The 20359-nt window shown below is 61.0% G+C and carries 19 protein-coding genes; 11 read left to right on the top strand and 8 right to left on the bottom strand.

All coding sequences use genetic code 11. The annotated features are described in order from the left end of the window. The first annotated feature begins 61 nt into the window (after positions 1–61). Genes JJQ51_RS09100 through JJQ51_RS09090 form a run of 3 tightly spaced genes read left to right on the top strand, consistent with a single transcriptional unit; the run spans position 62 to position 2934 of the window. Positions 62–1000: a carbohydrate ABC transporter permease gene (locus JJQ51_RS09100; protein WP_113331556.1), complete on the top strand. Its 939-nt coding sequence runs from the start codon at positions 62–64 to the stop codon at positions 998–1000. Next, positions 993–1841 (top strand): carbohydrate ABC transporter permease, encoded by an 849-nt coding sequence (locus JJQ51_RS09095; protein ID WP_015341575.1) that lies wholly within the window; start codon positions 993–995, stop codon positions 1839–1841. The genes JJQ51_RS09100 and JJQ51_RS09095 overlap by 8 nt, the downstream gene beginning before the upstream one ends. Before the next feature lie 22 nt (positions 1842–1863). After that, positions 1864–2934: an ABC transporter ATP-binding protein gene (locus JJQ51_RS09090; RefSeq protein ID WP_113331557.1), complete on the top strand. Its 1071-nt coding sequence runs from the start codon at positions 1864–1866 to the stop codon at positions 2932–2934. Here the strand turns inward: JJQ51_RS09090 and JJQ51_RS09085 are convergent. The 5 genes from JJQ51_RS09085 to JJQ51_RS09065 form a co-directional block, all read right to left on the bottom strand. Further along, positions 2931–3308, bottom strand: coding sequence for a DUF427 domain-containing protein (locus JJQ51_RS09085; RefSeq protein ID WP_113421202.1), 378 nt, complete (start codon positions 3306–3308; stop codon positions 2931–2933). The two genes, JJQ51_RS09090 and JJQ51_RS09085, sit on opposite strands and share 4 nt — an antisense overlap. 178 nt (positions 3309–3486) lie before the next feature. Beyond that, positions 3487–4143, bottom strand: coding sequence for a TetR/AcrR family transcriptional regulator (locus JJQ51_RS09080; protein WP_113353759.1), 657 nt, complete (start codon positions 4141–4143; stop codon positions 3487–3489). Positions 4144–4305: 162 nt separating this feature from the next. Further along, entirely contained in the window at positions 4306–6177 is a 1872-nt protein-coding gene (locus JJQ51_RS09075; protein WP_152095758.1) for a M23 family metallopeptidase, read from the bottom strand. 132 nt (positions 6178–6309) lie between these two features. Beyond that, positions 6310–7668 carry an Nramp family divalent metal transporter gene (locus JJQ51_RS09070; RefSeq protein WP_113421200.1) on the bottom strand — a complete coding sequence of 453 codons (1359 nt, stop codon included), beginning with the start codon at positions 7666–7668 and terminating at the stop codon, positions 6310–6312. A gap of 455 nt (positions 7669–8123) precedes the next feature. Then, complete coding sequence (locus JJQ51_RS09065) at positions 8124–8873, bottom strand: tryptophan 2,3-dioxygenase family protein (RefSeq protein ID WP_069611656.1); 750 nt, start codon at positions 8871–8873, stop codon at positions 8124–8126. Positions 8874–9022: 149 nt separating this feature from the next. On the opposite strand from JJQ51_RS09065, the gene JJQ51_RS09060 reads away from it, so the two are divergent. After that, positions 9023–9493, top strand: coding sequence for an Lrp/AsnC family transcriptional regulator (locus JJQ51_RS09060; protein ID WP_113331562.1), 471 nt, complete (start codon positions 9023–9025; stop codon positions 9491–9493). A 96-nt stretch (positions 9494–9589) separates the two neighbouring features. Here JJQ51_RS09060 and JJQ51_RS09055 read toward each other — a convergent pair whose 3' ends face one another. Continuing rightward, positions 9590–10204 (bottom strand): hypothetical protein, encoded by a 615-nt coding sequence (locus JJQ51_RS09055; protein WP_113331563.1) that lies wholly within the window; start codon positions 10202–10204, stop codon positions 9590–9592. A 312-nt stretch (positions 10205–10516) separates the two neighbouring features. Between JJQ51_RS09055 and JJQ51_RS09050 the strand changes: the two genes are divergently transcribed. After that, positions 10517–10669: a hypothetical protein gene (locus tag JJQ51_RS09050; RefSeq protein WP_173002556.1), complete on the top strand. Its 153-nt coding sequence runs from the start codon at positions 10517–10519 to the stop codon at positions 10667–10669. Positions 10670–10686: 17 nt separating this feature from the next. On the opposite strand, the gene hutC is transcribed toward JJQ51_RS09050, so the two are convergent. Beyond that, positions 10687–11406, bottom strand: a complete 720-nt coding sequence (hutC, locus tag JJQ51_RS09045) for a histidine utilization repressor (protein ID WP_113331602.1) — start codon at positions 11404–11406, stop codon at positions 10687–10689. A gap of 79 nt (positions 11407–11485) precedes the next feature. Continuing rightward, positions 11486–12829 carry a formimidoylglutamate deiminase gene (locus JJQ51_RS09040; RefSeq protein WP_269244602.1) on the bottom strand — a complete coding sequence of 448 codons (1344 nt, stop codon included), beginning with the start codon at positions 12827–12829 and terminating at the stop codon, positions 11486–11488. A 101-nt stretch (positions 12830–12930) separates the two neighbouring features. Between JJQ51_RS09040 and hutI the strand changes: the two genes are divergently transcribed. The 6 genes from hutI to JJQ51_RS09010 all read left to right on the top strand — a co-directional run bounded on the left by hutI (position 12931) and on the right by JJQ51_RS09010 (position 20351). Continuing rightward, positions 12931–14187, top strand: a complete 1257-nt coding sequence (gene hutI / locus JJQ51_RS09035) for an imidazolonepropionase (RefSeq protein ID WP_113331565.1) — start codon at positions 12931–12933, stop codon at positions 14185–14187. After that, the gene (gene hutH / locus JJQ51_RS09030) at positions 14184–15719 is read left to right on the top strand and encodes a histidine ammonia-lyase (protein WP_113331566.1); all 1536 of its coding nucleotides are present in this window, start codon (positions 14184–14186) and stop codon (positions 15717–15719) included. The genes hutI and hutH overlap by 4 nt, the downstream gene beginning before the upstream one ends. A gap of 1 nt (position 15720) precedes the next feature. Continuing rightward, a complete protein-coding gene (gene hutU, locus JJQ51_RS09025; protein WP_113331567.1) occupies positions 15721–17406 on the top strand; it encodes a urocanate hydratase in 1686 nt (561 codons plus the stop codon). Between the two features lies 1 nt (position 17407). Further along, positions 17408–17971: a HutD/Ves family protein gene (locus JJQ51_RS09020; protein WP_113331568.1), complete on the top strand. Its 564-nt coding sequence runs from the start codon at positions 17408–17410 to the stop codon at positions 17969–17971. Between the two features lie 80 nt (positions 17972–18051). After that, a complete protein-coding gene (locus tag JJQ51_RS09015; RefSeq protein ID WP_113353753.1) occupies positions 18052–18714 on the top strand; it encodes a sulfite oxidase-like oxidoreductase in 663 nt (220 codons plus the stop codon). A 197-nt stretch (positions 18715–18911) separates the two neighbouring features. Further along, positions 18912–20351, top strand: a complete 1440-nt coding sequence (locus tag JJQ51_RS09010) for an MFS transporter (RefSeq protein WP_113353752.1) — start codon at positions 18912–18914, stop codon at positions 20349–20351. Positions 20352–20359 lie beyond the last annotated feature (8 nt).

Raw genomic sequence — 20359 nt, 5'->3', positions numbered from 1 at the left:
GCCGGCCTCTCCCTTGTGCCGGCGCCGGTTCTTCTTTGAATTGCAACTGTCGAGACTGCCCATGACCGATGTCAGCGCCACGACCGCCATGCCTTCCGTCGCAAGAGTAAGACCCGCAGCGAAACGAAAGTCGCCGGCGGCGCGTGGCCGCCTGCCCGTCATTCTGCTGTTCCTGCCACCGGCGCTGCTGCTTTTCACCATTTTCGTCATCCTGCCGATGGGTGAAGCTGCCTGGTACAGCCTCTATCGCTGGAACGGCTACGGCCCGCCGACCGAGTTCGTCGGGCTGCGCAATTTCCAGGTTCTCTTCAAGAATGGCGCCTTTCTGACGTCGCTCAAGAACAATGCGCTGATCATCGTCGTGTCGATCGCCATCCAGGTGCCGCTTGCCATTTGGCTCGCGACGATGCTGGCGCACCGCATTCGCGGCGTAGTGCTTTTCCGGCTGATCTTCTTTCTGCCTTACGTGCTGGCCGAAGTGGCTGCCGGTCTGATCTGGCGCTTCGTCTATGACGGCGACTACGGCCTGTTTGCCGCGATCGCGCATTTCCTCGGCACGCCAACGCCCTACGTGCTCGCCGATAAGGATCTCGCGATGTATGCCGTGCTCGGCGTGATCGTGTGGAAATATTTCGGTTTTCACATGATGCTCTTCATCGCCGGTATGCAGTCGCTGGACAAGAGCGTGCTCGAGGCGGCCGAGATCGACGGCGCTACCGGCTGGCAGAAATTCCGCTACGTGACGCTGCCGCTGCTCGGCTCGACGCTGCGTCTGTCTGTCTTCTTCGCTGTCGTAGGATCGCTGCAGCTCTTCGACATGATCATGCCGCTCACCGGCGGCGGCCCGTTCAACTCGACCCAGACGATGGTGACCTTCCTCTACAATTTCGGCGTCACCCGCATGCAGGTCGGACTCGGCAGCGCCGTCGGCGTCGTTCTGTTCGTGATCTGCGTCACCCTCGCCTTCGGCTATAAACGGATATTTATGCGCAATGACTGATCTGGCCTCATCCGTTCGACTGACCACCGGCACAAAGATCTATCTCTATGTGTCGCTGACCATCATTGCCGCGATCGTGCTGATCCCGCTGCTGACGACGGCGCTCGGCGGCTTCAAGACGCTCGGCGATCTCCGCACCAACCCGTTTGGTCTGCCGGCCGAGTGGCATTTCGAGAATTATACCGGCATTCTGTTCGGCGACCGCTACTGGCGGCAGATGATGAATTCTCTGATCATCGCCGTGCTGACAGTGTTCCTGACGCTGTCGGTCTCGGCCATGGCCGCCTTCGCTTTCGCGCATGTGAAATTCTTCGGCTCGAATTTCCTGCTGAACTATTTCCTCATTGGCCTGATGTTTCCGGCCGCCACCGCCATCCTGCCGCTCTTCATCCGCATCCGCGATCTCGGCCTGCTCAACACCTATTGGGGCGTCGTGCTGCCGCAGGTGGCGTTCGGCCTCGGTATGAGCATCCTGCTCTTCCGGAATTATTTTCGAAACCTTCCGGAAGAATTGTTCCAGGCGGCCTTTGTCGACGGTTGCGGCTATATCCGTTTCTTCTGGCATATCTCGCTGCCGCTTTCGCGGCCGATCATCGCGACCGTCAGCATCATCTCCTTCGTCGGCAGCTGGAACAGCTATATCCTGCCGCTGATCATGCTGAACTCGGATTCGATCTATCCCTGGCCGCTCGGCATGATGGTCTATAGCGGCGAATTCGGCACGGAATGGGAGCTGGTGCTCGCCTTCATCACGCTGACCATCCTGCCCACGGTCATCGTCTTCTTCCTGGCGCAGAAGCACATCATTGCCGGTCTGACTGCCGGCGCCGTGAAATCCTGAGCCTTACTGGAGCGCAAACAACATGGCATCCGTCGAACTGCATAACATCCACAAGGCCTATGGGGCGCTGACCGTCATCCACGATATCTCGCTTTCGATCGAGGACGGAGAGTTCATCGCGCTCGTCGGCCCCTCCGGTTGCGGCAAATCCACGCTTCTGCGGATGATCGCCGGATTGGAGGAAATCACCGATGGCGATGTGTCGATCGGCGGGCAGGTGGTCAACTCGATGACGCCGCGCGAGCGTAACATCGCCATGGTCTTTCAATCCTACGCGCTTTATCCGCATATGACGGTCGCCGAGAATATGGGCTTCAACCTGAAGCTTTCGGGCGAGACCAAGCAGGTGATCGAACAGCGGGTCAATGAAGCCGCACGCATGCTCGATCTCACCAAGCTGCTCGACCGCAAGCCGGCGCAGCTTTCCGGTGGTCAACGCCAGCGCGTCGCCATGGGCCGCGCCATCGTGCGCAATCCCGCCGTCTTCCTGTTCGACGAGCCGCTCTCCAACCTCGATGCGAAGCTGCGCGTGCAGATGCGCTCCGAGATCAAGGCACTGCATCAGAAGGTGCAGACGACCTCGATCTACGTCACCCATGACCAGATCGAGGCGATGACGCTGGCCGACCGGATCGTGGTGTTGAACCAGGGCCGCATCGAGCAGCAAGGCACGCCAATCGAACTTTATCGCAAGCCGGCCAATCTCTTCGTCGCCGGCTTCATCGGCTCGCCGGCCATGAATTTTCTCGATGGCGTGGTCGAAGGCGTCGAGGGCGTTCCTGCCGTGCGGCTGAAGGACAGCACGCCGATCCGCATCGCTGGGGAACGCAAGGTGAAGGCGGGCCAGAGCGTGAAGGTTGGTTTGAGGCCCGAGCATCTGAGCCTTGCAAGTGCCGGTTCGCCCCTTACCGGTCAGACGCTGTTGGTCGAGCCGACCGGCGCCCAGACACACGTGCTCTTCGACCTTGCCGGCGAACAGGTGACGGCTGTTGTCGATGGCGAGGCGCCGGTGCGCTATGGGCAGCCGCTGAATGTCTCGGTGAGCCCGGAGCAGGTCTATGTCTTCGACGCCGCGAGCGGCCTGGCTCTTTAGGTTCTCACATCGATGGAATCGACGCGATCGGCATAGAAGGCCATGTAATCCTTGATCCGGCTGACGGATGGATAGGGGTTTTCATAGCTCCATATGGCATTAACCGAGCGCTCGCCGCCGGCCGGAATGCTGTAATAGGAGCATTCGCCCTTGTAGGGGCAGTAGGTTTCGTGGCTGGTCTTTTCCAGCGAGGACATGTCGACATCCCTGCGCGGGATATAGATGACGGCTGGATAGGATGCTTCCTTGAGCGAAAGGGCCTCATGCGTATCGGCGATCACCTTGCCGGCGACGGAGACGATGACATGGGCCTGCTTTTCCTCGATCGTGATTGGATGATCGGGACCGGGGATCTTGACTGCTCTTTCGGACATTCTGGCTCTCCTCAACTTTGGTGAATGTCAGATGAGTTTGGTTCTGCTGCCGCTTATGTGGTCTACCCCTCACCCTAGCCCTCTCCCCGCGATGCGGGGCCATGCACGAAACTGCAGCAGAACCAAACTCGCCTGACAATCTCAGTTCAAAGGGATATAGGAAGCATCCTGCCGATTATCAGGTCCCTTGCGACCCCGGCGTTTTCAAGGCCCCCCAGCGTAGGCCATCCATGAGGAGGCGTACGAGGCGGCGGGATCGGTCATACCATTCCGGTGAATCGGGCATGGAATAGGTGCCGGAAAGTGCCTGCAGCACGTCGGTACTGTCGACGTCGGTGCGGATCGCGCCGGCGGCGACTGCGCGGTCGATGAGACTTGCGAGCGCGACCGGCACCTTGCCGTAACTGTCGGCGAAGAGCTTGGAATTGCTGTTGAAAAGGATGCGCAGACTGTCGGCCATGCCCCGCTTCGTCGCGATGTAACCGACGAAGCGATGCATCCATTCCTCCAGAGCTTCATCCGGTGGGCGCTCGCGTGAAAGTTCTTCGGCGGCATCGCACAGTGCTTCGACTTCGTGATGATAAACCGCTTCCACCAGGTGTTCCCGGCTCGGAAAATGGCGATAGAGCGTGCCAATGCCGACATCCGCGCGGCGAGCTATGTCTTCCAGGGAGGCGGCGGTGCCATGGCTGGCGAAAGCTTGTGCTGCAACTTCGATCAACTTGCCATAGTTGCGTCGCGCATCTGCGCGCAGACGCCTGCTTTCATTCGGCAGCATGGGTTTTGGTTCCGGCAACGGCTTGCGCGCCAATTTCTGCTCCTTGCAGGTTACCATGTGAGGATATCCGGCATCGCGTCAGATGGCGCGCGGCGATATCTTCTCCATGGCGAAATACAGAAGGATTGTTATCGCATTCGTCATCGAGGCGCCATTGCCGCCCGCGGGAATCGGGTTTGCAAGGATCGGGAAGGACGTTCGTGCGGATTTCTGGCTGGCTTATGGAGACGGCGCGCCGAAATGGCTCGGCCCAAAGCCCGGTCCCAAATTCAGTCCGAAATCCGATCCTGAATTCGGCCCGAAGCTCGGCCCCTGCTCGAAGTTGGCGAAGGGGGCGGAGGGATTGCCGCGAGCCGGCGGAACGTCGAGGTAGCTCATGATGTTCTCGACGTGGTTGACCTGTGAGCGCAGGCTGTCGAGCGACTTGCCGGTTAGATTGGTGCCGGCGGGCAATTGCGCTGTCAGCGGATTTTCGTAACGGCCGTTGACGCGCAGTTCGTAATAGAGATGCGGGCCGGTGGAGTAGCCCGTCGAGCCGACATAGGCGATGACCTGGCCCTGGGTGACGCGCTGGCCGACGCGAAGATCCGACGGCGTTGCCGAAATATGGGCATAGGTGGTCTCGTAGCCGCCGTCGTGGCGGATGCGGACATATTTGCCGTAGCCGGTTTCCCAGGAGATCTTTTCGACGACGCCGTCGCCGGCGGCCTGGATGGGGCTTCCCATCGGCGCACGGAAATCGACGCCGTTGTGGAATTTCTTCACACCGAGAATGGGATGGATGCGCCAGGCAAAGCCGTCACCAAGCGTGCCATTCGGCACGGGCCGGTGCACAAGCGACTTCGCGATCGAGTGGCCGCTCTCGTCGTAGAATTCCGAGGGGCCTTCGCCTTCATTCTTATGCAGATAGAAACGATGCGTGTCGCCGTCGGCATGGAATTCGATGAACATCAGTTCGGTGCGGCCATCTTCCGCCTTGCGGAAGAGCAGGTCGACGCTGTCGGGAGCATCATCGATGCTGGTGAGCGAAATGCCCTTGGCCTTGGCGAGCTTGATGAGCTGCGAGGCATATTCCTTGGTGAGGCCGGCTCTTTCGAGCTTGTCGCTGACTGCCCGCTCGTCGCTCTCGTCGACACCCTTCAAATCGACCGCGGCGACCTCCGTCGAGGATGGAGCTTCGGCCTGGCTTTCGCTGTAGAGCGTGGAAAACAGCCTGTCATTGGCCATCGGAACAAAGCCATTGGCATCATCGCGGGCAACGACGCGCTCTGGCGTCTTGTCGCCGCTGAGGCGCGCCATGATCAGCTTCGGGCGGGCATTGGGGCCTTTTTTCTCAAGCAGCAGTTCCAGGCTGTCGCCGGGGGAAACGGTATCGGTCTCCAGGGCGCGCTGCAGCTCGTCGCCGGCGTCGCTGCCGAGGCCGGCAGACGCCAGGATATCCTGAAGATCCTGCTTGTCCTTCGGCATGGATACGAGCCTGTGGAACTCGCGCCCGGCTTCGCCGGTCGTCGCGCGCGCTACGCTGACGTTCAGCGGCACGCCGCGAACCGGAAAGCGAGAGCGGCGCACGGCATCGTAATGCGTGGTCTGCGGATAGATGCCGTGGCGGATATCGGAAAGCGAAGGCGGCGAAAATGCCACATTGTCGGCGCGTTCGTCGCCATAGGAGGCACTCATGGCGCCCCCGCCGTCACGTGCCAGGGCGGTTTCGTCGGATTTGAAGACCAGCGTCGTGCGATGATAGGTGAAAATGCGGGTTTCGCCGCTGGATAATTTTTCGGCCACCTGCGCAAAGCGGGCGCCGTCGAAGCGCTGTTTTGCAGCCAGCCGGCTGGCTTTGCGCATGGCTGGTTGAGAGCGCGCGAGCTGGGCCGTGCGCACCGGCGTCGCCCGTTCGATCGTGTGACGCGCCAGCAGGGGATAGAGCACGGTGGCGAGCAGGCCGAAGGAGGCAGTGCCTGCGAGACCGATGACGATCAGGTGGCGAAGATGGGCAGAGCGCGGCAGAAAGGGAATATGAAAATCGTGATGCGGCCGCGCCTGGATCGCAGCCTCTGCAGGAAATTGAACGCGCAATGGACTTTCGGCCATGAAGTGAGGAACCCTGCAGATTGCGGTGGGCCCAAACTAGGGCAAATCATGGCAAAATCTAGGCAAATATTACGAGTCGGTTAACTGCCGTGATCATCCACAGGGCGAGATTTGCGCGTTCAAGATGATTCGTCAACCGAAGATGGTGTCGTAGAGCAGTTTGAAGTTCAGTGCCAGGATGATCGCGGCAACTATCCACGAGAGAACCGCGACGCTTCTGGGGATGACGAAACTGCCCATTTTCTCGCGATTCGTGGCAAATTGGACCAGTGGAATGACGGCAAAGGGCAATTGCATTGATAGCACGACCTGGCTCAGCACGAGCAGGTTCGCAGTGCCCTTTTCACCATAAATGGCGGTCACGCACACAACCGGAATAATTGCGAGGCCGCGGGTCAAAAGTCGCCTTGCCCAGTGCGGAATCCTGAGCCGGAGAAAGCCTTCCATCACGATCTGGCCGGCAAGCGTCGCCGTTACGGTCGAGTTGAGGCCGGATGCGAGCAACGCGATCGCAAAAAGGGTGGAGGCGATACCGAGGCCGAGCAGCGGCGACAACAGCTCGTAGGCCTGACCGATCTCGGCGACGTCGGAATGGCCGCTGGTGTGGAAGGCGGCAGCTGCGACGATCAGGATCGCGGCATTGACGAAGAGCGCCAGCATGAGGGCGACGGTGCTGTCGATGGTTGCCCATTTGATCGCATCGCGACGGCCCTCTTCAGTGCGTTTGTAGGCGCGGGTCTGGACGATGGAGGAATGCAGATAGAGATTGTGCGGCATGACCGTCGCGCCGATGATGCCCATGGCGATATAGAGCATCTCGTGATTGGTGACGATTTCGGGCGAGGGGATGAAGCCTTGGAGGATCGCGGCCACCGGCGGTGCGGCCGCGGCGATCTGGATGGCAAAACAGATGGCGATGACGGTCAGCAGCGCGATGACGAAAGCTTCGAGGTAGCGGAAGCCCTTGCTCATCAGCAGCAGCAACAAAAATGCGTCGAGCGCGGTGATCAGCGCGCCGCCGATCAGCGGAATTCCGAAGAGCAGCTGCAATGCGATCGCCGTACCGATGACTTCGGCAAGATCGCAGGCAATGATGGCGAGCTCGCAGGCGAACCACAGTGCCAGATTGACCGGCCGTGGATAGTGATCGCGACAGGCTTGGGCGAGATCACGGCCGGTGGCGATGCCGAGCCTTGCGGAAAGCGCTTGCAGCAGGATCGCCATCAGGTTCGACAGCATGATGACGGTGAGAAGCGTATAACCGAACTGCGCGCCGCCGGCGAGATCGGTCGCCCAATTGCCGGGGTCCATATAGCCGACGGAGATCATGTAACCGGGGCCGACGAAAGCAATCAGGCGCCGAATCCAGCTGCCGCCATGAGGAACCTTAACCGTGGCATTGACTTCGGGAAGGCTCGGACGATCGTCCTCGTCGCGGCTGGCAAACTGCCATGCGCGCCCCTGTACTGCAGCTTCCTGAACTTGCGTCATGCGGGGCTCCGGGAGGATCGTGCTATGAGACCACTAAATAAATATGACCGATAACAAAATTATGCAATAGGCTATATTTCAATGGTCATTGCATCGCTTCCAGCCGAGGCTGTGGCCTGCCGGTCGTTTGCCTAAAGCATGTCGCGCAAAAGTGTGCAGCGGTTTTGCGACAACGACATGCACAAAATCAAAAACCTAAAGCGCGGGAAACGACTCTGAAAGATCGCGACGCGCTTTAGGAGACGGGTGTCGGGGTGGGCGGCGCTGGTAATGCCTGCGTCTGTGAAGGGAAGGTTGGATCAACCAGGAGGTTGCGAGCGGCGAGACGGTGTCTTTTGCCCATGGCGGGCCGATGCGTCTTAGAGCGTGAGTGCTGAGGCTTGGCGCAGCTCGCTTAATCTTGTCCGGGCGGCCCTCCGCCACCGAAGCGGCGGAAGACGGTCGCCGGTCAGAACCTATTCGGCCGCGTCGTGCTTGGAAATGGAATCGCGGACGACGCCATATTGGCCACCCCAGCGATCGGTCATTTCGTGGCGAATATCCCACAGATCGGGGAAGAAGCGATGGCGCGTGCCGGCCTGTAGCAGCTCCACGGGACGACCTTTCAACGATTTAGAGCCGAGGCCGATGGAGCGCTGAATCAGATAGATGTGATTGGCGCGGAATTTCTGGAACAGTTCGTCATACTCGACCAGCGCTTCGGCCACCACGTAGCTGTCGCCGTGATCGTATTTATCGTCATAGATATCCGCGACCGTCAGGCCGGCGGCATCGAGATAGTTCGCCTTGAAGGCGTGCCAGAGATCCGGTGGCATGCGCAGCAGAAACCCGAAGCCGGGCGATTCCTGGCCGCTGCCATTGCCGAGCTGCAGGCGGATCTGCTGATATTCCTTCGGGGACATGGTTTCCAGAAGATCGAGCTGGGTCGTCATCATGCGCATGATCCGGTGCACGCGGCCCATAAGGGTCACGACGCGATGCGTGTTGCGCTCCTCCATGAAGCCGATGACATCGACCAGCGTATAGGCCATCAGCTTCATCCAGAGTTCTTCGACCTGATGGACGATCTGGAACTGCAGTTCGTCGCCGTTGACCATGCCGTTCAACGGCTTTTGACAGGCGAGCAGCTTGTCGCACTGTAGGTAGACGCCGTAGTCGCGCATTTCGGGCGCCTCGATGCGCGCGTAATAGTCTTTCTTCTGCATCTTCGTCCCCTTTGTTCCGGCCTTCGGCCGTCCAGCATATTTGCTCGCTTTCAAGGATACGAAATTCAGCTTGAACATTGTTCCTATTTGTCATCCATTTTGGAAAAAATAGAGTACGATCGATCATCTTTGTGGCTATGGAGAGAACGATGGAGTTGGATGCCGTAGATCGTAAGATCATTACCGCGCTGGAGGCTGATGCCCGCCTCTCCTTTGCTGCGCTTGCCGATCTGGCCGGTCTCAGCAAGACGCCATGCTGGAAGCGCGTAAAAGCGCTGGAGGAAGCGGGTATGATCCGGGGATACAGGACGCTTCTCGACCCGGCCAAGCTCGGCTTCGGGCTGGAGGCTTTCGTGCAGGTGTCGATCGATGTCGAGCGCTTCGATGCCTTCGAAGCCGCCGTACGCCGCCATCCGCTGATCTGGCGCTGTCATGCGACAACGGGCGAGGCGGATTATCTCCTGCATATTCTGGCGACCGATATGGCGGCGCTCGACCGGTTGCTTCGGCAGGAGCTCAACCGGCTGCCGGGCGTCCGGCATACCGTGACGTCGATGTCGACGCGGGAGATCAAGTCGGACATTTCGTTGGCCGAGGCCATGCTGCATGTCGGCGAATAACTATCGGCCGTCGTCATATGGCGTCGAGCCGACGACACGGCGTATCAGTCGTTCGCCGACATCGACAAGGGAAAAGGAGTTACTGGATCGGAGCGATCACATCGGCGGCACGGTGCCGTTGAGGCCGACGGCAACCCGGTCGGCGGAGACGGTGGTTTCGCCGGTTTGCTCGCCGGTGATGAAGACGCCGGCACCGGGCTTCAGATCTGCTTTCGTTGCCGATGTCAGTGTTACTACGGGCGTGCCATCCGGAATCTTGATCTTGCGTTCGCCGCCCTTGTAGGTGAGGGTCAATGTCGGGCCGCTGACGGACGTCACGGCATTGGCGACCGTGGCGTTGGTCATCGAGCTGTTCGGCGCTGAATCCCAGGGGCGATCGCCTTCGCCGGTTCCCTTCATCGAGGCCGGGAAGATGACGACTTCGATCGCGCCATTGATGCCGCTGTCGGTCGGCTGCGAGGCGATGCCGACGAAGTCGCCGGGCTTGATGTCGCTGACGGCGGCCTTGACGACGCCGCCGACGTTCCAGCCGGATCTCAGCGCGACTGTCACGTCCTTGCCGTCGCGGGACTTGACCTTGAGCGTGTCGCCATCGAGGCTTTCCACGGTGCCACGCACCCTTACACGCTCGGCAGCCTCGGCGCTTTGCAACGCGGCAAGCATGGGGACGGAGAGCATCAGCGCAGCCGCGATCAGACGTTTGCGATCCATGGGTGGGGTCTCCCTTGAAATATCGGCCGCGCGATGCGCCGGTCGTGCTTGGTAAGAAGGTTGGAATTGGTCGACGGAAGCCGCGGGGCGGCTTCGAAGCCATCTACATCGCGATCCTATGCGCCGCTTCCATCACCCGCCATTCAAACAAGCGTGAGATTGCTATCCCGTTCGGCGCGGGCAGAAATTCCTGGAAAAAGCCCATTTTTTCGCAGAACATCAAGCATTGCTTAACGTTTACCGTTAGACTGCGCTGGTTATCTCGAATTCCCTATCGCGCTTGTCGCTGGGCTGGGGAGATTGGAGAACGAAATGACCGCGATTCGTCCGCTTTTGATCGGAATCCTCCTGATTCTGGCACTGGTTCTGATTGCGCTCAGTATCCTGCTGGTCGATCCTGCCCAGCCTGTCCGGCAATCCGATAGCCTCATTCCGCCGCCGACAGAGTCGCCGCAGCGCCCCTAAGTTGGCGCCGGGAATGGTCAGCTTGCGGGCGTAAAGCGCGCCACAAGGCTGTGACGATCACCGGGATAGGTGAGGCGGACATGGGTTATCGGACCGGCGGCGCTCCAGGTGCGCCGTTCGACGACGAGGCATGCCGCACCCTTCTGGATATCGAGATTGGCGGCGGCGTCGCCTTCGGCCGATATGGCACGGATCTGATGTTCGGCGGTGCTCCACGGCACCTGGTTGAGGAGCCAGGGGCCTGGCGGCAGCGTTTCGAAGTCTGCCTTCGCCGCTTCCGGCACCGCGTCGAGATTGATGACGCGATTTTCCAGGCAGAAGGGGCGCGGACCGGCATAGTGGATGCAGGTGATCTCTATCACCGGGATAGAGCCGACGAACTGCAGCCTGCGCGCGTCCTCCGGCCGCCCACGCCGCTCGGCACGCTTTATCAGCCTGTGCGAGTAGGGCAGATTGAGTGACAGGACCTCGGACTTGATGTCGTGAATCTCAAGCACGGCGGATTGTGCCTGCGGATGCGTGACGAAGCTGCCCGAGCGCTTTCGCCGCTCGATCAAGCCGGCACGCGCAAGCTGGGTCAGCACCTTGTTTACCGTCATGCGCGAGCAGTCATACTGCTCCGCCAGGTCCATCTCGAACGGGATGCGATGCCCTGGAGGCCAGGCGCCGGAAACGATCCGGCCTTCGATATCGCTCAAGATGCGCTGATGGAGGGTCGCCTCTTTGCTCGTGGTCATGCCACCCATCTGTTCCGTGTGAGACATGGAATTTCCCGCAAGTTATTTAGGGGTCAATCGATGGGAGGAAAAGCGGTTTTTAACCGATAAGTTCAGCCATCGCCTTGCGGAATCGCGTGGTGATTGCCTCTCTCCTCAGATGTCGGCCCCCGTCCACCTGCTTTTTACCCAGGGCCCACACGCCGTCCACGGTGACGCCGCCGGCGAAGGTCCAGTGATCGAGAATACGGTCGCCGGAGAGATAGGGTACCGCACTTACATCGAGCGAAACGATATCGGCGTGATTACCGACGGCGAGGCCGGCCGGTGCCTTGAGAGCCGCGCCACCGCCCGCCAGAGTGCCGTCGAACAGCATGCGGGCGGTCGAACCGCCCGTCGTGGCAATGACGTTGCGGGCGCGTAGCGCCAGGCGCTGCGAATATTCGAGCTGCCGCAACTCCTCCGGCACGGAGATGAGAATATTGGAATCGGAACCGACGCCGTAGTGGCCGCCTTCTTTCAAGAATAGCGGTGCCGGGAACACGCCATCGCCGAGATTGGCTTCGGTGATCGGGCAAAGGCCGGCGATCGCGCCGCTTCTAGCCATGCGCCGCGTCTCATCCTCGGTCATGTGCGTGGCATGGATCAGGCACCAGCGCTCATTGACGGGCGCATTGTCGAGCAGCCATTGCACCGGCCGGGCACCCGACCAGGCGATGCAATCCTCCACTTCTTTCACCTGCTCGGCGACATGGATGTGGATCGGCCCATCGCCGGCGATCGGCACGAGCTTTGCCAGCTCTTCCGGTGTCACGGCCCGCAGGCTGTGCGGCGCGATGCCGAGTTCGGCGCCAGGCAGGCGGCTCGTGACGGGGCGGCAGCCGGCCATAAGGGCTTCGAAGCTCTCGATCGAATTGATAAAGCGGCGCTGGCCGTCGATGGGAGCGGCACCGCCGAAGCCGGAATGAGCGTAGAAGACGGGCAGCAGCGTCAGCGCAATGCCGGTTTCGGAGCTGGCGGCGCCAATGCGCTCGGCCAGCTCGGCGATATTGGCATAATGGCTGCCATCCTTGTCATGATGCAAATAGTGGAATTCACCGACGCGGGAGAAGCCGGCTTCGAGCATTTCCATATAGAGCTGTGCGGCGACGGCCTCGACATGGTCCGGCGTCATCGACAAAGCGAATTTGTACATGACGGTGCGCCAGCTCCAGAAGCTGTCATTGGCCGGGCCGCGGACTTCGGCAAGGCCGGCCATGGCGCGCTGGAAGGCGTGGCTGTGCAGGTTCGGCATCGCCGGAACCAGAACATCCTGCCTGTCGTCGCCGGCTTCGGGAGCGACATCGGTCGCGATCTCGGCGATGCGGCCGCCTTCGAGGGTCAGCCTTACATTCTCGTGCCATCCGTCGCCAAGCAGTGCCGAGCGTGCATGAAGTCTCGTCATGGTCTCACCCTTTCCTTTCGGACATGGAGTCCAAAATCCCTCTTGTCAGCCTTTCGATTATGTATATACATTATGAGCCAACGAGGAAAGGCGTAAAGCTGATGGGTGGGAATAATTTTTCCGAAGATGGCAAGGACGGCGATACGGCAAGCCGCGTCTGGCGCAACGCTCGCCTTGCAACCTTGAAAGAGGGCGAGGCCCGGCTCGGTACTATCGAGAAGGGCGCGATCCTGACCAAGGGCGGCCGTATCGTCTTTGCCGGCAGCGAGGCCGATCTGCCCGATACATCGGGCGCCGAAAGCATCGACCTCGAAGGGCGCTGGGTGACACCCGGGCTCGTGGATTGCCATACGCATATCGTTTATGGCGGCAATCGCGCCCGCGAATTCGAAATGCGGTTGGAAGGCGCGAGCTACGAAGAAATCGCCCGTGCCGGCGGCGGTATCGTCTCCTCCGTCAATGCAACGCGGGCGCTGTCGGTGGATGAGCTTGTCGCTGTGGCCTTGCCGCGCCTCGATACGCTGCTATCCGAAGGCCTAACGACAATCGAAGTAAAGTCAGGTTACGGCCTCAACATTGAATCCGAACTGAAGATGCTGCGGGCCGCGCGCAAGCTGGAGACAGTCCGCCCGGTTCGCGTCGTCACCTCGTATCTCGGCGCGCATGCGGCGCCAGCGGAGTATAAAGGTCGTAATGGCGACTATATCACTGACGTCGTGCTGCCGGGCCTCAGCCAGGCCCATGCCGAAGGTCTTGTCGATGCCGTCGACGGCTTCTGCGAAGGCATCGCCTTTTCGACGGCGGAAATCGCGCGCGTCTTCGATCTTGCCAAGTCGCTCGGTATTCCGGTGAAGCTGCATGCCGAACAGCTTTCCAATCTCGGCGGTGCCAAGCTTGCCGCCTCCTATGGTGCTTTATCAGCCGATCACGTCGAATATCTCGATGAGGATGGCGTCAAGGCGATGGCTGCGGCGGGTACGGTTGCCGTGCTGCTGCCCGGCGCCTTCTATGCCATCAACGAGAAACAGAAGCCGCCGGTTCAGGCCCTGCGTGAAGCGGGCGTCTCGATCGCCATTGCGACCGACTCCAATCCCGGCACTTCGCCGCTGACCTCGCTGCTGCTGACCATGAACATGGCGGCCACCCTTTTCCGCCTGACGGTCGAGGAATGCATCGCCGGCGCCACCCGCGAAGGCGCGCGTGCCCTTGGTCTTCTGAGCGAAACGGGGACGCTCGAGGCCGGCAAGTCGGCCGATTTTGCCATCTGGGATGTCGAAAGCCTGGCGGAGCTGGTCTACCGCATCGGCTTCAATCCCCTCCATGCACATGTCTTTAAGGGAAAGAGGTTCAACCGATGACTGTCGTTCTCCATCCGGGTTCCGTCTCGCTGCAGCAGCTGGCGACGATCTATTGGAGCGGTGAGCCGGCTAAGCTCGATGCGTCCTTCGATGCCGGCATCGCCAAGGCGGCCGCCCGTATTGCCGAAATCGCTGCCGGCAATGCGCCGGTTTACGGCATCAACACTGGCTTCGGCAAACTGGCATCGATCAAGATCGACAGCGCCGATGTCGCGACGCTCCAGCGCAATCTCATCCTCTCGCATTGCTGCGGCGTCGGTCAGCCGCTGCCTGAAAACGTCGTTCGCCTCATCATGGCGCTGAAGCTCATTTCGCTCGGGCGCGGTGCCTCCGGCGTGCGGCTGGAGTTGGTGCGGCTGATCGAAGGCATGCTCGAAAAGGGCGTCGTCCCCGTCATTCCCGAAAAGGGTTCCGTCGGTGCTTCGGGCGATCTCGCGCCGCTCGCGCATATGACCGCCGTCATGATGGGGCATGGGGAAGCCTTTTATGCCGGCGAGCGGCTTTCCGGCGCGGCGGCGCTCGAAAAGGCCGGCCTGACGCCGGTCGTGCTCGCCGCCAAGGAAGGGCTGGCGCTGATCAACGGTACGCAAGTCTCGACCGGTCTTGCGCTTGCGGGTCTCTTCCGCGCCCATCGTGCCGCCCAGGCCGCCCTCATCACCGGCGCGATGTCGACGGATGCTGCGATGGGCTCCTCCGCCCCATTCCATCCCGATATTCATACGCTGCGCGGCCATAAGGGTCAGATCGATACCGCCGCAGCCCTTCGCGGGCTGCTGGCCGGTTCCGTGATCCGCGAAAGCCATATCGAAGGCGACGAGCGTGTGCAGGATCCCTATTGCATCCGCTGCCAGCCTCAGGTCGATGGCGCCTGCCTCGACCTCCTGCGCTCTGTCGGCCGCACGCTTGAAGTCGAGGCCAATGCCGTCACCGACAATCCGCTTGTCCTGTCTGACAATTCTGTCGTTTCCGGCGGCAATTTCCATGCCGAGCCGGTTGCCTTTGCTGCCGACCAGATTGCGATCGCCGTTTGCGAAATCGGCGCGATCGCACAGCGCCGCATTGCGCTGCTCGTCGATCCCGCGCTCAGCTACGGCCTGCCGGCCTTCCTCGCCAAGAAGCCAGGCCTGAACTCGGGCCTGATGATTGCCGAAGTGACCTCGGCGGCGCTGATGTCCGAAAACAAGCAGATGTCGCATCCGGCCTCCGTCGACTCGACCCCGACCTCCGCCAACCAGGAAGACCATGTTTCCATGGCCTGTCATGGCGCGCGCCGCCTGCTGCAAATGACCGAAAACCTCTTCGGCATCATCGGCATCGAGGCGCTGACCGCCGCCCAAGGCGTCGAGCTGCGCGCGCCGCTGACGACCAGCCCGGAACTGACCCTTGCCATTGCTTCGATCCGCGCCGCCGTGCCGTCGCTGGAAGAGGACCGCTACATGGCGAACGACCTGAAAGCCGCCAGCGAGCTTATCGGCTCCGGCGTGCTCAATGCCTCGATTTCAACCAACATCCTGCCCTCCTTGGAGATGTGACATGACCAACCCACGCCATAATATCCGCGAAATCCGCGCGCCTCGTGGTCCGGAGCTCAACGCCAAGAGCTGGCTGACCGAAGCGCCGCTGCGCATGCTGATGAACAATCTCGATCCGGACGTTGCGGAAAACCCGAACGAGCTGGTCGTCTACGGCGGCATCGGCCGCGCCGCCCGCACCTGGGACGACTTCGACCGTATCGCCGCGACGCTGAAGACGCTCAACGAAGACGAGACGCTGCTGGTGCAGTCCGGCAAGCCGGTTGCCGTGTTCCGCACCCACAAGGATGCGCCGCGCGTGCTGATCGCCAACTCCAACCTCGTGCCGCATTGGGCGACCTGGGATCACTTCAACGAGCTGGATAAGAAGGGCCTTGCCATGTATGGCCAGATGACGGCCGGCTCGTGGATCTATATCGGCACGCAGGGCATCGTGCAGGGCACTTACGAAACCTTCGTCGAAGCCGGTCGCCAGCACTATAACGGCAATCTCAAGGGCAAGTGGATCCTGACGGGTGGTCTCGGCGGCATGGGCGGGGCACAGCCGCTGGCGGCCGTCATGGCCGGCGCCTGCTGCCTTGCCGTCGAATCAGACGAAACCCGCATCGATTTCCGCCTGCGCACCCGTTATGTCGACGAGAAGGCAAAGACGCTCGACGAAGCGCTTGCTTTGATCGACAAGTGGACGAAGGCTGGTGAAGCCAAGTCCGTCGGCCTGCTCGGCAATGCCGCCGAGATCTTCCCTGAGTTGGTGAAGCGCATGAAGGCCGGTGGCCCGCGCCCGGATATCGTCACCGACCAGACCTCCGCTCACGACCCGCTGAACGGCTATCTGCCGATCGGCTGGACGGTCGCCGAACACAGGGCCAAGCGCGAGAGCGATCCGAAGGCCGTCGAAGCTGCCGCCCGTGCCTCTATGAAGGTGCATGTCGAAGCCATGGTCGCCTTCTGGGATGCCGGCGTGCCGACGCTCGACTACGGCAACAACATCCGCCAGGTCGCCAAGGAAGAGGGTTTCGAAAACGCCTTCGCTTTCCCGGGCTTCGTGCCGGCCTATATCCGCCCGCTTTTCTGCCGCGGCATCGGCCCCTTCCGCTGGGCTGCCCTTTCGGGTGATCCGGAAGATATCTACAAGACTGATGCCAAGGTGAAGGAGCTGCTGCCCGACAACAAACATCTGCACAATTGGCTCGACATGGCGCGCGAGCGCATTTCCTTCCAGGGTCTGCCGGCGCGCATTTGCTGGGTCGGTCTCGGCGATCGCCACCGCCTCGGACTTGCCTTCAACGAAATGGTCAGGAACGGCGAGCTGAAGGCGCCCGTCGTCATCGGCCGCGACCATCTCGACTCCGGCTCGGTCGCCTCGCCGAACCGCGAAACGGAAGCCATGAAGGACGGCTCGGATGCCGTTTCCGACTGGCCGCTCCTGAACGCCCTGCTCAACACCGCGTCCGGCGCCACCTGGGTATCGCTGCATCATGGCGGCGGCGTCGGCATGGGCTTTTCCCAGCACTCCGGCATGGTCATCTGCGCCGACGGCACGGATGATGCGGCCAAGCGCCTGGAGCGCGTTCTCTGGAACGACCCGGCGACCGGCGTCATGCGCCACGCCGATGCCGGTTACGACATCGCGCTCGACTGGGCCAAGAAGCAGGGCCTGCGCCTGCCGGCCATCCTGGGGAACTAAGATGAAGCTGCTGCGCGCCAGTGACCACAAGCGCATGCCCTGGAAAAACGGCGGCGGCGAAACGGTGGAGATCGCCGTTTCGCCCGACGGCGCCGGGCTTGCCGACTTCGACTGGCGCGTCAGCATGGCGACTGTTGCCACAGATGGGCCGTTCTCGGTCTTTCCCGGCATTGATCGCACACTATCCATTCTCGAGGGTGAGGGCATGACACTCTTCATTGAGGGGCGCGCGCCCGAGCGTCTGACGCAGGCGAGCGAGCCGCTGCCCTTTGCTGCCGATGCGCCGACTTCGGCGACGCTGATCGACGGCACGATTACCGATCTCAATGTGATGACGCGGCGGGGCCGTTTTACGCATTCCGTGCGGCGGGTTGCTATAGATGAACATAGGGAGGTCGCTTTCGAGACCGGGACCAATCTGGTTCTTTGCCATCGCGGCAATGCCGAAATCGATGGCATGGCGCTTGATGCTGGCGATTGCCTTTTGATTTCCAACGACAGCGCCGGGGGGCACTCGATCTCGGGTAAGGCGCAGCTGTTCCATATCGCCATCGCGGCAATATAGTCAGCTATCTGCCGTTCCTTGACTTGACACCTGTCCAGCTCGGTCATCCTATTTCTATCTAGTAGAAAGAGGATAGCTGCATGAGCGACGATCAGATCCCCGCCGATAGCAAGCTTACGACTTCCAAGCGCCGCTGGGCGGCGGAGGGCAAGTTTCTGACGGGGCGTATCAGCCGGCCGGAGACGGAGCGGCTGCCGCCGGGGCAGCATCTCGTGAAGAACTGGCCGGTGCTGGATCTCGGCGTGCAGCCGCAAATTTCTCTGTCGAGTTGGCGGCTCGATGTAATCGGCTTCGTGGAAAATCGACTCAGCCTCGATTGGGCCGCTTTCCAGGCGATAGAGCAAAGCACCCGTGTCAGCGATATCCACTGCGTGACGACCTGGTCACGCTACGACAATCGCTGGGAAGGGGTTTCTACACGCGATCTCCTCGATCTCGCCATGCCGACGGCGGAGGCGCAGCATGTGCTGCTGACGAGCTATGACGGCTATACTACTAATCTGCCGCTTGCGGATTTCGCGGCTGAGGATGCGATTCTGGCCACCGCCTGGGAGGGCCAGCCGCTGACCGGCGAGCATGGCGGCCCGATGCGTCTCGTCGTGCCGCATCTTTACTTCTGGAAGAGCGCCAAGTGGCTGAACCGCATCGAGCTCATCGGTGCCGACAGGGCCGGCTTCTGGGAGAAGAACGGCTATCACATGTATGGCGATCCCTGGCGGGAGCAGCGTTACTCGGACGATTGACGCTCTCGGCGCTTTGCGGGTGAGTACCCTGCACTGGCCCTCCCGAATCGCGGTTCTTATGTCACCGTGGCAATTTTTGATGGCGACGTCTGGGTTTGTGGCTTTGCAAGCCGCCATGATGGGCGTATTCAATGATCGTATGATTGTTGCCGGGAGTACTCGGCTTCCTTGAACGCCAATATCCGAAATTTCATCTCATGACCGTTGCCAGGACCATAGAAGAGCCTTCCGAAGCAAGTTTCGGCCGGCAGTCCCGCATCATCGCCTTCGTCGTCGCCGTCTCCTTCTTCATGCAGATCCTGGACGGCACCATTGTCACCACCTCGCTGCCGCAGATGGCGACAACTTTTGGAGTCGAGCCGGTGTCGATGAGCATCGGCATCACGGTCTATCTTCTCACCATGGCCGCCTTCGTGCCGCTGGCCGGCTGGGCCGGCGATCGCTATGGTGCACGGCGGGTGTTCCTGGCGTCAATCACCATCTTCACCGTGGCATCGCTGTTCTGCGGTCTTTCGGGGAATTTGACCGAGTTCATCATTGCCCGCGCCGTGCAGGGTGTCGGCAGCGCGCTGATGACGCCGGTCGGCCGCATCATCGTGCTGAAAAACGCGCGCAAGTCCGATCTGGTGCATGCGATGTCGATGATCACCTGGCCGGCGCTGACGGCGCCTGTCATCGGCCCCGTCCTCGGCAGCTTCATCACCACCTATCTCAGCTGGCATTGGAACTTCCTGATCAATATCCCCATCGGCATTATCGGTCTGGGTCTCGTCCTGCGCTTCGTGCCGGATCAGCGGGAGGAAAAGGTCGCCCGCCTCGATTTCGTCGGCTTCCTGCAATCGGCGGCAGGGCTGACATTCTTGCTTGCCGGCCTTGAATTCGTGGTGCAGGGCACGACGGGGCTGGCGCCCAGCATAGGGTTGATCGCTGCAGGCGTGGTGTTTTCCATCATCGCCACCCGGCATTTTATGACGGTTGATGCGCCCTTGCTCGATCTCTCCGCCTTCAAGGTGCAGACCTTCGCCATGTCGACGCTTTCGGCCGGCACGGCGAGCCGTGTGGCGATCAACGCCACGCCGTTCCTGATCCCGCTGCTCTTCCAGGTCGGCTTCGGGCGCACGGCGATCGATGCCGGCACCTATCTGCTCTTCTATTTCGCCGGCAATCTCGGCATGAAGGCGATCACCACGCAGATGTTGAGAATCTTCGGCTTCCGCAACGTGCTCGTGGTCAACGGTCTGATCTCGTCGGCCAGCATTGCCGGATGCGCGTTTCTGTCTCCGTCGACGCCGGAGTTATTGATATATTGTCTGCTATTCATCGCCGGGCTTTCGCGGTCGATGAATTTCACGGCGCTGAATACGCTGGGGTTTGCCGATATCCATGCCGCGCAGCGCAGCTCCGCCTCCACATTGTCGAGCATGCTGCAGCAGGTTTCACTGCTGCTTGGCGTTGCCGTCGCTGCTGCGGTTCTCAATCTCTCGCGCACGATTCATGGTGGGGAAACGCTTTCGCTTGTCGATTTTCGCTGGGCTTTCCTCATCGTTGGCCTTATCGGTGGCATCTCCGCATTGCGTTTTATCAGCCTGCCGCACGATGCCGGTGCAGAGGTATCCCGCCATAAAGTGAAGACCTGATCAAAACC

The sequence above is a fragment of the Rhizobium sp. AG207R genome (assembly GCF_027109195.1).
GTDB lineage: Bacteria > Pseudomonadota > Alphaproteobacteria > Rhizobiales > Rhizobiaceae > Rhizobium > Rhizobium dioscoreae.
The sequence above is the reverse complement of the archived record's forward strand: the minus strand, read 5'-3'. Positions and strand labels throughout refer to the sequence as shown.